Below are 13519 nucleotides of genomic sequence, written 5' to 3'. Positions count from 1 at the left end.
ACACGCGTGTTCTAAAATCGTCAAGCGAGTTCCATATTGGCGAGCGAGGTACGGTACCGGCCATGAGCGAGGGTGTGGTCACCGAGACGGGTGTCCGGGCGAGGACCCGGCGCGCGATCCTGGACGCGGCCATCGAGAAACTGACGAAGCAACCGAGCGCCACGCTGGCCGACATCGCGGCGGCCGCGAACGTCGGTCGCACCACGGTGCACCGGTATTTCGCGGAACGCTCCGACCTCATCGACGCCATCAGCCACGACGCCCTCGACAAGGTCTCCCAAGGCACGCGGCGGGCACGGCTCGACGAAGGCCCGGCCCCGGCCGCGCTGGCGAGGTTGTGCCAGGAGTACTTCGAGTTCGGCGACGTCTTCCAGTTGCTCTTCACCATGCCGGATCTGGTGACCCGCCCCGAATGGCAGGACGAGAGCGAGGACGACCGGTCGCTGCTGAGGCTGATCGAACGCGGGCACGCCGAGGGCACGATCGACCCGGCGATGTCGAAGGAATGGCTGCTGCAACTGCTGTGGGCCCTGCTCTACACGGGATGGGAAGCGGTGCAGGAGAAGAAGACTCCGAAGCACGAAGCGCTCAGCTTGTGCCTGCGCAGCCTGGAAAAGGTCATCGCGGTCGGCTGAAGTCCTACGAAGTGATGACGCGCGGACGCGCCCGCTTCGAAGATCCTTGCCCGGTGATGGAAAAAACCGGTGCACGCCCGGAAGTCGCCAGGATCGCCCTCATCGGCGGACTCCTGGTCTTCCTCGCGGCACCCGCGCTGTTGCTGGCGACCGGGAACGACACGATCCAGCCGTCCGCGGACTCGGACAAACGGCTTTCCCTGTGGGGCGCGGTGATTCCCGCCCTGGTGGGGATCCTGCTGGTCCGCGCGATCCCGCTCCGCGCACCGTCGTTACCCGCCGAGGTGGACGACCGCCGCGCCCTGCGCCGTCAAGCAGGCGCCTTGGCGCTCATCGCCTTTGTGTGGCCGCCGGCGTTGTTCCTCGTGTCGATGGCGGGGCAGCAGGCGCTCGTCCGCGACATCTGGGGGCTAGCCAAACCGCTCGTGTTCCTGGTGCTACCGCTGATTCTCCTGCGAACCCTGCGCCCGCAAGGGAAACCGGATCCGTTCCGGCTCACGTGGCGGCCCCGGCAGACGTGGCGATGGCTCGCGCCGATTCCCGCGGTACTCGTGTTCGGCTGGCTCTACGTCCTCGGCCCGCTCGCGCCGCCGCTGCCGACCGCGGAGGACTACCCGGATCCGGTGTACCTGGCGGTGGGCGCGACGCTGACCTTCTTCACCGCGAACGTACTCGAAGAGGTCTTCTTCCGCGGCATGCTGCAGACCCGGCTGGAGGCGCTTTTCGGGCGGTGGCCGGGAATCCTGCTGACGTCACTGCTGTTCGCGTGGCTGCACCTGCCGACGCACGGGCAGGGATCGCTACCGCTCACCCTAGGCGCGATCGTGGCCTTCCAAGGATTCTTCGGCCTGTTCACCGGCTACCTGTGGTCGCGCTACCGCAACCTGTGGGCACCGATCGCCGCGCACACCGCGATGAACACGGTGCCCCTGCTGCTGATGTGACGCTTCCCGAGTCCGTGAAGGCCTCCTTGAGGGACTCTGGGTCCCTCAAGGAGGCCTTCACGGACAGTCGAAGTCAGGCGCCGATGGTCGCCGCGTCGATGACGAACCGGTAGCGGACGTCGCTGTTCTCGACCCGGTCGTAGGCCACGTTCACCTGGTCGGCCGAAATCGTCTCGATCTCGGCACCGATGCCGTGCTCGGCGCAGAAGTCGAGCATCTCCTGGGTCTCGGCGATGCCGCCGATCATCGAACCGGCGAGCACCTTGTTGCCACCGAGCAGCGAGAAGGCGTTGTAGGACAGCGGTTCGCCGGGCGCGCCGACGTTGACCATGGCTCCGCCGACCCGCAGCATGCCGAGGTAGGAGTCGACGGGCAGCGTCGCCGAAACGGTGTTGAGGATCAGGTCGAAGCGGCCGCGCTGCGTCTGGAACGTCGACGCGTCACCGGTCGCGAAGTAGTCCTTCGCACCCAGCTTCAGGCCGTCTTCCTGCTTCTTCAGGCTCTGGCTGAGCACGGTGACGTCGGCGCCCATGGCGACCGCGATCTTGACCGCCATGTGGCCGAGCCCGCCGAGGCCGACGACGGCGACCTTCTTGCCCGGTCCGGCGCCCCAGCGGTTCAGCGGGGAGTAGGTGGTGATACCCGCGCACAGCAGCGGGGCGGCGACGTCGAGGCCGATCCCTTCCGGGATCCGGCAGACGAAGCCGTCCTTCACGACGATCTGGCGGCTGTAACCGCCGTAGGTGTTCTCGCCGTCGAAGCCGACTCCGTTGTACGTCTGGATGTTGCCCTTGAGGCAGAACTGCTCGGTGCCCGCGAGGCAGTATTCGCACTCGCCGCAGGAGTCGACCATGCAGCCGACCCCGACGCGGTCCCCGACCTGGTACTTCGTGACGTCGGAGCCGACCGCGGCGACGACGCCGGCGATCTCGTGGCCGGGCACCATCGGGAAGATCGCGCTGCCCCAGTCCTCCTTCACCTGATGGATGTCGCTGTGGCAGATCCCCGCGTACGCGATGTCGATCAGCACGTCGTCCGGACGCAGGTCGCGACGCTCGATGGTCGTCGGCGACAGTGCGGCGCCCGGGGACGGCGCGGCGATGGCGTGCGTGGTCGTCGTCATGAAACCCTCCGAGAAACAGTGAGACCATGTAAGAGGTCACTTACAACTAGCGTAAGAGGGCTCTTACATATTCCGCGACCGGGATGGTGTGATCCACGACATGGGCGGCAAGTATCATCACGGCGACCTTCGCGCCGAACTCGTGCGGGTCTCGCTCGACTTGATCGCCGAACAGGGACTGGGCGCGTTCTCCGTCGCCGAGGTCGCCAGGCGCGCGAAGGTCAGCCCCGGCGCGCCGTACCGGCATTTCCCGGCCAAGGAAAGCCTGATGGCCGCGATCGCGACGAGCGTCGCCTGCCAGCTGGCCGACAGGGTGCACGACGCCGTCGAAGCCGAGAGCGAGCCCGTCGCCGCGCTCGCCGTGGCCGCCGGCGCGTACACGGAGTACCTGATCGAACGCCGGGCCGGAATGAACGTCATCTACGCCGACGGATTGCAAGGCCCGGAGCACTCGGACCTGCACGAGCAGACCCGCCGCCTGACCGACCAGTTCGTCATGCTCTGCCTCACCGTCGCCGATCGGCCACAGGACGGGCTGGAACTGATGGAGCAGTTGTTCACCCAAGCACACGGTTACGGCACGTTCTACCTCGACGGGGTCTTCACAAAACAGGGCTATTCCACGGAAGTCGTCGTCCGGAAGTCGGTCGAGGCGGCCCGTGCCGCCATCGAGGGCCGTGCGAAAATGTGACGTGATTCACGTCTGATTTGTCCGATTACCGGGGCTCCCCGCGCCGACAGGATGCGAAGCGCAATCCTTTCGACAACGAGGAGAAACGCGTGAGCATCGGGCAAGACGTCGGATCCTGGCGGGAACTGGGCCGTCATACGAGCACTTCGGTGGTACTGGCGGGTGGTGTGCTCGTCGGCGCGATCACCATCTATGTGGCGGCGAGCCTGCTGCCGACGGCGATCCAGGACATCGGCGGACGACCGTTGTACGCCTGGACCATGACGGCGTTCCTGGTCGCACAGGTCGTCGCGACCATGTCGGTGGGTCAAGCCCTTTTCCGCTTCGGCGGCAAGGGTTCCTACTTGATCGGCTTCGGCGTCTTCGCCACGGGCTCGGTGTTGTGCGCGGTGAGCCCGTCGATGCCGGTCCTCCTCGTCGGCCGTGGGACACAAGGGCTCGGCGCCGGTCTGCTGACCGGACTGGGTTTCGCCCTGATCCATTCGGCGCTGCCGCCCCGGCTCTGGAGCCGGGGAAGCGCCCTGATCTCCGCGATGTTCGGGGTCGGCAACTTCGCGGGCCCGGCGCTCGGCGGATTCTCGGCACAGTTCGGCTCGTGGCGGTCCGCGTTCGTGGTACTGGCGGTGGTGGCGGCCGCGCTGGCGGTCTTCGTGCCGCGGGCGCTCCCCCGCGGTGAACGTCCGGCGCAGGCGCCGCCGGTTCCGGTCGTGTCGCTGTCGTTGATCGTCGGCGCGACCGGAGCGGTGAGCATGGCCGGGATCCTGTCCGGCACGCTCGCGATGGCGGCCTTCATCGCGCTGGGTCTCGTTCTCGTGGCGGCGTTCCTGGTGACGGAGAAGCGCGCGGTGGCGAGCGTGCTGCCCGATTCGGTGTACCGGCGGGGTTCGCGGCTGCGGTGGATCTACCTGACCATCATGGTGCTGGCATCCGGTGTCTCGGTAGAGACGTTCTTGCCGCTCTTCGGCCAGCGACTGGGCGGACTTCCGCCCGCGGCCGCGGGGTTCTTCGCCGCCGCGCTGTCCTTGGGCTGGTCGGTGAGCCAGCTCGTCAGCGCTTCGGCCCGTGAGACTCGGCGGCTCGTGCTCGCCGGACCGGCCTGTCTCGCCGCCGGGTTCGCCGTGCTGGGTCTGCTGCAGACAGAACAGCCGTCGCTGCCCGTCGTTCTCGCATGGCTGCCGGTGCTCTTCTTCGGTGGCATGGGAATCGGCATCGCGATGCCCCATCTGTCCGTCGCCGCGATGACCTCCGCGCCGGACGGCGAGGGCGGGAAAGCCGCCGCCGGGATCGCCACGATCCTGACGATGTCGACCGCGTTCGGCGCGGCGGTCGCCGGCCTGCTGGTCAACCTCGGCGGCCCTTCGGTGCTCACGTCGGCGAGGTGGCTGTTGTTCGGCTTCGCCGCTGTCTCCGCTCTCGGCCTGCTCACCGCACGCCGCGCGGTCTGACTCAGCTCCGGGAGCGCTTCCCGCGCACGCGTGGAAGTGCTTCCGGGCAGCCGCCGTCGCAGCGGATATGTGCCCAGACGATCTTCCCGCCGCGGACCGGCTCACGCCGGACGCCCCATTGCACCGCCACCCCGTCGACGACGAGCAGCCCTCGCCCGCGGGGATCCTCGATCTGCGAACAACGCGCCCGGGGTTGTTCGACGCTGACGTCCGCGACCTCGATGCGGACGGCGCACGGTGTCACGCCGCGCCACAGCTGGATGTGGCGTGCGCCACCTCCGTGCACGTAGGCGTTGGCGACGAGTTCGGTCGCCGCCAGCAGGACGTCGTCACGATGCCCCTCGCCGAGATCGGGAAGGCATCTGACGACCCAGGCTCGCATGTCGGGCAAGGCCCGAGGCGTGGTGGCTCGCAGGTCGAGCACCCAGGTCCCCGGCACCGGATGCTCCGCGACGCTGATCATGGAGCCACCCCTCCCGTTGCACGCGGCCTCCCTGCTGAAGTCGCACAATCGGGTTACCCAAAACGGGCGAGGATCAACCCGTGCCGAGGATCATCGGGCCGCGATACCCTCCAGCACCGTTGTGACCACCGCATCCGTACCCGGCGTGGCGGTCACTTTCGGCCCGTGCGGAAGCAGGCTCGCGAGCACTGTTTCGTGGCAGACCCCGACCAACATCGCCGCCGCCGCTTCGACATCGCCGTCCAACCTGCCGAGTTCCTTTTCCGCGCACAGGTATTCCGCGAGGCGGTCCCGCCAGGTCTCCGCGCCCTCGCCCAGTTCTCCGTACCGCGCGAGCACGGTGGGCCGGGCGAGCAGCCCGGCGAACGCGGGCAGGATCTCCTTGTGCAAAGCCAAACCGTAGGACAGCTGGGCCCGGAGATTGGCCTCGACCGTACCCGAACCCGGCGCGGGCAGCTCGCCGAGCCCGGCTTCGACCCTCCGCACGTGTTCGGCCAACGCGTTGGCCAGCAACTCTTCCTTGTCGGAGAAATGGTTGTACAGCACGCCGTCGGCGACGCCTGCCGCACGCGCGATGGCGCGGACCGTGAGTTCCGCGGTGCCGTTGGCGGAAATCAGGGTCGCGGCCGTGGCGATCAGGTGCTCGCGCAGGCTCCGGCCGTCTTCGGTGTGGCGCAGGGCCGCCGCTTTCCTCGGTGACATCGGGGCTCAGCCGCGCGCGGAAGCCGTGACCAGCCACGCCGCGCCGCGCAGCCGGACACCGTCCGGTCCGTCGAAAGACCGGAGCGCGGCCGAAAGAGCTTCCCGCGCACCGGCCGCGGCTTCGGCTCCGGCCTGGTCGAGGTGATACTTGACCGGCCCCCAGCCCGCCATGAAACCGGCCGCGTCCGGCACGTCGCTCCCCCAGACCTGATCGGCCTCGACACGCGTGCAGGCGACGTCGAGGAATCCGGCGTCGCTCAGCACCGAACGGACCCGCGCCGGATCGGCGAACGACGTCGGGCCGGTTCCGTCTTCGCCGGTCGGGGTCGGCAGAAACGGTGCCAGCGAGGCGAAAACGGCACCCAGATCGGTTCCGGCGAGTTCGGTCATGCACAGGAACGCGAGCCTGCCGCCAGGTCGCAGCGCGCGGCGCACGTTGGTGAAGGCGGCGACCGGATCGGCGAAGAACATCACCGCGAACCGGCTGAGCGCGACGTCGAAAACGTCTTCACCGAACGGGAAGACCTGGACGTCACCCTGGTCGAACACGACGTTCGCGACACCTTCTGCCTCCGCGCGGGCCCGCGCCGTGGCGAGCATCGGCGCGGACAGATCGATCCCGGTCGCGCCGCCGAGCGCGGCACGGACGGCGGCGAACCGGGTGACCTGCCCGTTGCCGCAGCCGATGTCGAGCACCCGGTCACGTTCGCCGATCCCGGCCGCGTCGAACAGGAATTCGTTGAACCCGCTGTTCACCGCGTCGTAGCGCTCGTCGTGCTCGGCCCAGTGCCGTCCCTCGTAGCCGTTCCACGCTTCCGCCTGAGCGGTGTTGACGATGCCGGACATCCCAGAACCTCCTCCGTCATGAACACGTGTTCATGAACATGTGTTCATAGTGGAGGAGGCCGGTCAGGGCGTCAAGCGGTGACGGTGAACTCGGCGGTGCGGACCTTGTCCCCGTGCTGGAAGTCGAGGAAGAGCCGGTAAGTGCCACCGGTCGGGACTCCCGCGAAGAACGTGACCGTGGGCCCGGCCGCGGTGTGACCGTCACCGGGTTCGCCGTCCGGGTGGACGTGCAGGTACGCGAGGTCGCCGCCGCGCAAGGCGACCAAATGCCCGTAAGCACCCAGATACGGCTGCAGATCGGTGACTTCACGGCCGTTCTCGGTGACGGTGAGCGTCACCTTCGACGGCTTGCCCGGCGTGAGTTCGCCGTCGAGTTCGACCCGGTATCCGTCGACCTCCGCGACCCGCGAAGGCGCGTACTCGACGGGACGGAAGTCCCCGGCGGCGAAGAGGTCGACACCCAAGGTCGTCGCGACTCCACCATTGGGCTTGAAGTCGGCGAAGACGCGATAGACCCCCGCCTCATCGACGGTCAGCGGCACGGTCCACGTGCCGTCCTCGTCCAGTTCCGGGTGGATGTGCTGGAAGCCCGCGGTGTCGCGGCGGACGACGATGAGATGCATGCGCTTCTCGTGTTCGACGTCGTAGGCCGTCACCGGCGCCCCGTCGGGACCGAGGACGCGGAAGGTGAAGGGCCGGGTCATTCCCGGAACGAGCGTCGTGGTGGTGGGCGCGAAGGTGTAGCCGCCCTTCGTCGACGCGAGCCCGGCGGGTTCGTGGTCGTGCGTGCCGTGGGCGTCATGCGTGTTCATCGTGCGCGTCCTTGGTGCGGGTGCCACCCGCGATCGTGGAGCAGGCTCGGGTGCCGCTCTCACCATCACCTTACATACCCCCCACGGGTATAAGCGAGCGACGCTGGTCACACCGGGGCGCGAGCCGGCCGGCGCTGGAGCGTGTCGCCGGACGGTCGTGAACGCGTGCGCCTGAACGCCATGATTTCGGCCGTGGGGCGACGGTGTCTCGACCATGGGTGTCAGCGACGGCACCGGCACACCGAAGGCCCCCTTCTTCGCTACCGCACCCCGCCCCCGACGTTGCGAAAGCCACTTTCGCAACCTTCAACGTTGCCAAAGTGGCTTTCGCAACCCGCCACCTTTGCCATACCCCTCGATAAACCGAATCGCCGCTCACGACCCGCGTGCTTCCGCCGTCACATCGGCCACTATCCAAAAAGGACAAACGGGCCGGGCGTCGTCGCCGACAAGAAACCGCAGGTCGTGAGGTTGAGCAACTTGAGATGATCGACTCACGGCCCCTCGCCACTCAAGACCACCGCGAGTGAGCGCGTTTCATCGGGATTTCATGGCTCCGCCCTACGGTTCCGGGCACGGATCCGCGCTCGCGGGCCGGTTGTCCACGAGGAGACGTGCATGAGCCCGGCGAGCCGGACCCCGTACAACATGGTGCTGCCCCGGGAAGACGCGCCGAGTCCCGGGGAGCGGGACGGGGTCGTCGGACCCGGCTGGAGCTGGGCGGCGTTCTTCATGCCGTGGGCCGACGGCCGTCCGTCGCCGAAGTACCGGTGGACGTTGTTCGAAACCGCCGCCCAGGCCGTCGAGGACCTCCGCCGCTGCCTTGACGACGGCAATGTCGGCAGGCGCGGTGCCCTTTGCTCGTCCGTGCTCCGGAAACGCGGGGCACCGCGGGAACTGGTGCTGTGCGACGCCGCCGACTGGGCCTGCGTCGTCCACGAGGTCCGCGCCGGCGTGCATCTGGCCGACGCCGCCGACGCCTACTTCGCGCGCTGGCGGACGAGCATGGCGGGGCACCGCTTCACGATCATCAACGCCGGCGTACCGACTGTCTGGTGAGGTCCAGACCTTCCAGCGCGAGGGAACGTTGCAGGGAATCGCCGTCGGATCCGATGGTGGTGAGCACCCACTCGAAATGCTCCCTCGCCGCCACGGGATCGCCCGCGGCGAGATGGGTGCGGCCGAGCCGGTTGCGGATCTCGGACTCCATCCCGGCGATGGTCTCCTCGGTGACCGCGGTCAGCGCCCGCCGCTGGAGTTCGAACGCCGCGTCGAGGTTCCCCAGCTCCAGCTCCGCGGCACCCAGGCGGGCGAGGGCGGTCGCGGTCAGCAGGCCGTCCGTGGTCTCTTCGGCGAGTTCGACGGACCTCCGGAAGTCCAGCGCGGCTTCGGCGAACCTGCCGATTTCGAGCTGGACGGTGCCGATATGGCACAGCACCCTCGCCAGCATCCCCGCGCTGCCGATCTCCTCGCTCAGCTCACGGGCACGGTTGAGGTGGTCGAGTGCTTCTTCGTGCTCGCCCTGCAGATAGGCGAGATAGCCGAGCGCGGACAGCGATCGTTCGGCGAGCCAGCTGTCCCCGACCTCGTCGGCCAAGACCATCACCCGCCGCGTGCCGGGGATGGCGAGATCGTGCCTGCCGGCGATCAGATCCGCCATGGCAAGCCCGCCCAGCGCCCGGGCCTCCACCCCGCGGTCGCCCGAGGCCTGGCCCGCCCGCAGCGCGTCGTCAAAACAGCCGCGCGCCCGGTCCAGCTGCCCCTGCGCGGCGTAGGCGTAGCCGAGGCAGAACCGCAGTGACGACACCAGCCGTTCGTCTTCGGCCTGTTCCGCGAGTGGCAGCGCGACCTGCAGTGCCGTCCGGCATTCGTGGTACCGCTGCTGGCGCGCGAGATAGTCGACCAGCCCTTCGGCGATCGAGCACGCGAGGCCGTCCAGTCCCGCCTCCGCCGCTTGGGTGACCACCTCCGGCAGATCGCCGACGGCGTCGAGCCAGGCGGAAGCGTCCCGTTGCCCGGTGAACGCTCCGCCGGACTCCAGCGGGAACCGCGCGACGCCCCATTCGCTCGCCCGGCGAGCGGCGCTGAGGTACAGCCCGTACACCCGTTTTCGCGCCGCTTCGGCGACGTCCTCCGGCATCTCGCCGGCGAGCCGCCGAGCGTAGACCGCCACCAGGTCATGCAGCCGGTAGCGACCGCTCGCCGGTTCCTGCACGAGGCTGGCGTCGACGAGGCTTTCCAGCTGCCGCTCGGCTTCGGCGGGCGAGGAGCCCAGCAGGGCGGCGACCGAAAGCCGGTCGAATTCGGCGGTCGGTGACAGGCCGAGCACCGTGAACGCGTTCTGTTCGGCAGGCCGAAGCTGCTCGTAGGACAGGCGCAGTGCCACCTCGACGCTGCGGTCCTCGGCGGTCAGCTCCCCGAGCCTGCGCTCGTCGTCCGACATCCGGTCCACCAGGTCCTTGAATGTCCACATCGGACGGTTCTGCAACCGGGCACCCGCGATCCGCAGCGCGAGCGGCAGCCGCCCGCACAGTCCGGCGAGCGCGCGCACGGCGAACCGTTCGCCCTCGGCCCTCGGCGCCCCCACGATCCGCCCGAGCAGCTTCTCCGCCGCTTCGAGGCCCAGCGCGCCAAGGGAAACCCGCCGGTCGGCGTCCAAACCGGACAGACGACGCCTGCTGGTCACCAGCACGCGGCTGCCCGGCCCGGACGGCAGCAGCGGGCGCACCTGCCCGGCGGATTCGGCGTTGTCGAGCACCAGCAGCAACCTCAGCTGCGAGGTCGCCGCCCGCCACGACGCGGCCAGTTCGTCGAGATCGTCCGGCATGGCGCCGTCTTCGACACCGACCGCGCGCAGCAGCCGCCGCAGCGCGCGCTCCGGCTTCACCGGCTCACGGCCTTCGGTGTAGCCGTGGAGATCCACGAACAAGGCACCGTCCGGATAGGACTCGCGAAGCCGGTGTGCCGCGCGCACCGCGAGCGTGGTCTTCCCCGCGCCGGGAACGCCGTCGACGGCGTCGACCGAGACCGACTCCGGATCGCCGTCCTCGACGAGCAGCGCGAGTTCCCGGTCCCTGCCGACGAGTTCGCCGTTGGTGGCGGGCAGTTCGTTGCGGATCCGGCGGGACGGTTCGCGGCGCGGGGCGACCCCGAGCAGCGTCTCGTCCCCGCGCAGCACCGCTTCCTGCACCTGCCGCAGTTCCTCACCCGGCTCGACGCCGAGCTGCTCGATCAGCCGCTCGCGGACGTCGGTGAACACCTCCAGCGCCTCCGCCTGCCGCCCGCCGCCGTAGAGCGCCCGCATCAGCAACGCGGCCAGCGGCTCGCTCGGCGGATCGGCCGACACCAGCGCCGACAGCTCGCCGATCACCTCGTCGAACCGCCCGAGTTTCAGCTGGGCCCGCAGTTTCCGGCGCAGCAGCAGAAGCCTGCGTTCCTCCAGCCGTCGCCGCTCGCCCTGGACGAACGCGCCCGGCAACCCCGTCAGCGGCTCGCCGTGGAACAGCCGGAGCGCGTCGGCGAAGGTGTCCACCGCGGTGACGAGGTCACCCGTCTCCTCGGCGGTGGCAGCCACGACGGCGATCTCCTCCAACCGAACCACGTCGAGGCGCACCCCGCCGCTGGCGAACCGGTAACCACCGCGATCGGACACGATCACCGAGTCCCGCGGCTTCTGCCCGGAAGTGTCCAGGCATTGCCGCAGCCGCCGGACGTACACCGGCAGCACGTTGGACTCCGGCGGCTTTTCCCAGAGCCCGTCGGTGAGTTCGTAGTGGCTGACGGTCACGTCCGGGCGCAGCAGCAGCGCGGCCAGCACGGCCTGCTGCCGGACCGGCCCCAGGTCCAGCCGGGTCTCCCCGTGCCAGGCCCGCAACGGGCCGAGTAGTTCGAAGCGAAGTCGCGAGTCCGGCATGATCCCCCCATCGTTGCGCATCAGCCCGGCACCACGATCCCGTGGTCGAACGCGTAGACGATCGCCGCCGCCCGGTCGCGCAGCTGGAGTTTGGTGAAGATCCGGCCGATATGGCTTTTCACGGTCACCTCCGAGATGACGAGTGCCGCGGCGATCTCCGCGTTGGTCAGCCCGCGGCCGATCGCCCGGAGCACGTCCTGCTCCCTCGGGGTCAGCAGTTCCGGCGACCGGCCACCGCTGCCGTTCCCGGCGGCCTGCCGGTACGCGGCGAGCACCCGGCCGGTGACCCCGGGGTCGAGCCACGCGTCACCCGCGGCGACCGCCCGCACGGCCCGGATCAGGTCTTCGGCAGGGGAATCCTTGAGGACGTAACCGGCGGCGCCCGCCCGCAGCGCGTCGGCCAGGAGGTTGTCGTCGTCGAACGTGGTCAGCGCGAGCACGGGCGGATGGCCGCCGGACCGCCGCAGTCTGCTGGTCGCCTCGACGCCGCCGACGTTCTTCATCCGCAGGTCCATCACGATGACGTCGACCTCGTGCGCGGCCAGCGCCGACGGCACTTCCGAACCGTCGCCGCATTCCCCCGCGATGACGAAGCCGTCGCGACGCCGCAGGATGCGCCGCAGCCCGGACCGGACCAGCTCCTGGTCGTCGACCAGCAGCACCTGGATCTCGGCGGCGGTCACGCTTTGGCTCCCGGCACGGTGACCTGCACGATCCACTGCCTGCCACTGGGCCCGGCGCTGAGATCGGCGCCGAGCTGGGCCGCGCGGACGGCCATCCCCGCCAGTCCCGAACCGTCCTCTACCGAGCGCCGGACGGGCGAAGGGAGTGTGTTGCTGACGATGAGCTTCACGCCGGACCGACCTGCGTTCAGCCGGACCTCCGCGGTCGCGCCGGGGGCGTGCTTGACGACGTTGACCAGTGATTCCTGCACGATCCGGTAGAGGCCCAATCCTTCCGAGGCGCCTACCCGGCCGAGGTCGCCTTCCTGTGTATAGCGCACCGCCAGTCCGGCGCTGCGGGTGCGTTCCACCAGCGTCGCGATGTCCTCCACACCCGGCAGCGGGGCACTGCCCGACGGGGAGTCGGCGAGCAGGCCGACCGTGCGGCGGATGTCGGCCATCGCGGCGCGTCCCACCTGCTCGGCTTCGGTCAGAGCTTCGATCGCCTCGTCGACGTCGCGGTCCTGCTGCAACGCGTGCCGGGCACCGGTCAGATGCAGCAGGGTGATGCTGAGCGAATGGCCGACGACGTCGTGCACCTCACGCGCGATGCGCTGGCGTTCGGCGAGCAGGGCCTTGTCGCGGGAGGCGTCACGGTTGTCGCGTTCGGCGTCCAGCACCCTGGTGTACCAGCGGACCATGAGCCCGCCGCTGAGGCCGAGCAGGATCGCGACCATGTACACCGGCCCGCCGATCAGCCCGCCCCAGATCCCGGCCACGACCAGTACCGCCTCGCCCGCGACGGTGACGAGGGCGATCCCCCACGTCGTGCGCAGGACACTGCCCGCTTCGGTGGCCGCGACCAGCAGCAGGAGCGGCGCGAAATCCGGGAGCGCCGGCTCGATGAGGAGGACCGCGGCCGCGGCGATCAGCGCCGCCACCCGCGCCCACGGCACGACCCAGCCTGTGACGGCCCAGGCCAGCGGCGTGGCGAGCACGAGCAGCCCGCCCAGCGCGACCGGCTGCGGCGGCACCAACGCGTCCCGCTGCACCACGGCGACCACCGCGAACACCACGCTCAGCAGGGTGGAGGTCGCCGGAACCCACCACGGCAGGCTCAAGCCGGCCCGGGTGAGGCTGGCCTGCACCCGTGCCCGGAACCGGTCCCGCAAGATCTCCAGCACGCCATCAGCCTAGGAAGCGCCGGGAAGCGGGTCATCGTGCGGCGGGCGGCACCCGTCTCCGCCCACGGTAGGAGGCCGGCGAGCACGGTGGGATGAAAT

The 13519-nt window shown here is 69.5% G+C and carries 13 protein-coding genes; 5 read left to right on the top strand and 8 right to left on the bottom strand.

From position 1 onward, the window contains the following. Window positions 1-62 precede the first annotated feature (62 nt). Together DL990_RS31725 and DL990_RS31720 are read left to right on the top strand one after the other, a co-directional pair. A complete protein-coding gene (locus DL990_RS31725) occupies window positions 63-635 on the top strand; it encodes a TetR/AcrR family transcriptional regulator (RefSeq protein ID WP_125800884.1) in 573 nt (190 codons plus the stop codon). 56 nt (window positions 636-691) lie between these two features. Further along, the gene (locus tag DL990_RS31720; protein ID WP_233598943.1) at window positions 692-1579 is read left to right on the top strand and encodes a CPBP family intramembrane glutamic endopeptidase; all 888 of its coding nucleotides are present in this window, start codon (window positions 692-694) and stop codon (window positions 1577-1579) included. A 73-nt stretch (window positions 1580-1652) separates the two neighbouring features. Here the strand turns inward: DL990_RS31720 and DL990_RS31715 are convergent, their stop codons facing one another. Continuing rightward, window positions 1653-2702: an NAD(P)-dependent alcohol dehydrogenase gene (locus tag DL990_RS31715; RefSeq protein WP_125800883.1), complete on the bottom strand. Its 1050-nt coding sequence runs from the start codon at window positions 2700-2702 to the stop codon at window positions 1653-1655. Window positions 2703-2790: 88 nt separating this feature from the next. Between DL990_RS31715 and DL990_RS31710 the strand changes: the two genes are divergently transcribed. Then, window positions 2791-3393 carry a TetR/AcrR family transcriptional regulator gene (locus tag DL990_RS31710; protein WP_125800882.1) on the top strand — a complete coding sequence of 201 codons (603 nt, stop codon included), beginning with the start codon at window positions 2791-2793 and terminating at the stop codon, window positions 3391-3393. Between the two features lie 89 nt (window positions 3394-3482). Further along, window positions 3483-4838: an MFS transporter gene (locus tag DL990_RS31705; protein WP_125800881.1), complete on the top strand. Its 1356-nt coding sequence runs from the start codon at window positions 3483-3485 to the stop codon at window positions 4836-4838. Window position 4839: 1 nt separating this feature from the next. Here DL990_RS31705 and DL990_RS31700 read toward each other — a convergent pair whose 3' ends face one another. From DL990_RS31700 to DL990_RS31685, 4 genes are all read right to left on the bottom strand, one after another. After that, complete coding sequence (locus DL990_RS31700) at window positions 4840-5301, bottom strand: ATP-binding protein (protein ID WP_125797307.1); 462 nt, start codon at window positions 5299-5301, stop codon at window positions 4840-4842. 90 nt (window positions 5302-5391) lie between these two features. Next, window positions 5392-6003: a TetR/AcrR family transcriptional regulator gene (locus tag DL990_RS31695; protein WP_125800880.1), complete on the bottom strand. Its 612-nt coding sequence runs from the start codon at window positions 6001-6003 to the stop codon at window positions 5392-5394. Between the two features lie 6 nt (window positions 6004-6009). Further along, window positions 6010-6849, bottom strand: coding sequence for a class I SAM-dependent methyltransferase (locus tag DL990_RS31690; protein WP_125800879.1), 840 nt, complete (start codon window positions 6847-6849; stop codon window positions 6010-6012). Window positions 6850-6920: 71 nt separating this feature from the next. Then, window positions 6921-7661 carry a DUF748 domain-containing protein gene (locus DL990_RS31685; RefSeq protein ID WP_233598941.1) on the bottom strand — a complete coding sequence of 247 codons (741 nt, stop codon included), beginning with the start codon at window positions 7659-7661 and terminating at the stop codon, window positions 6921-6923. A gap of 618 nt (window positions 7662-8279) precedes the next feature. On the opposite strand from DL990_RS31685, the gene DL990_RS31675 reads away from it, so the two are divergent. Further along, window positions 8280-8720: a hypothetical protein gene (locus tag DL990_RS31675; RefSeq protein ID WP_125800877.1), complete on the top strand. Its 441-nt coding sequence runs from the start codon at window positions 8280-8282 to the stop codon at window positions 8718-8720. Here the strand turns inward: DL990_RS31675 and DL990_RS31670 are convergent. From DL990_RS31670 to DL990_RS31660, 3 genes are read right to left on the bottom strand one after another with little or no spacing between them, the layout of a single operon-like run. Continuing rightward, complete coding sequence (locus tag DL990_RS31670; RefSeq protein WP_125786366.1) at window positions 8692-11595, bottom strand: AfsR/SARP family transcriptional regulator; 2904 nt, start codon at window positions 11593-11595, stop codon at window positions 8692-8694. The genes DL990_RS31675 and DL990_RS31670 overlap by 29 nt on opposite strands. Beyond that, a complete protein-coding gene (locus DL990_RS31665; RefSeq protein ID WP_125786365.1) occupies window positions 11595-12257 on the bottom strand; it encodes a response regulator transcription factor in 663 nt (220 codons plus the stop codon). The genes DL990_RS31670 and DL990_RS31665 overlap by 1 nt, the downstream gene beginning before the upstream one ends. Beyond that, window positions 12254-13420 carry a sensor histidine kinase gene (locus tag DL990_RS31660; RefSeq protein WP_125786364.1) on the bottom strand — a complete coding sequence of 389 codons (1167 nt, stop codon included), beginning with the start codon at window positions 13418-13420 and terminating at the stop codon, window positions 12254-12256. Before DL990_RS31660 ends, DL990_RS31665 begins: the two co-directional genes overlap by 4 nt. Between the last annotated feature and the right edge of the window lie 99 nt (window positions 13421-13519).

Source organism: Amycolatopsis sp. WAC 01416 (genome assembly GCF_003947485.1).
Taxonomy (GTDB): Bacteria; Actinomycetota; Actinomycetes; order Mycobacteriales; family Pseudonocardiaceae; genus Amycolatopsis.
This window is presented reverse-complemented; position numbering and strand designations above follow the sequence as displayed.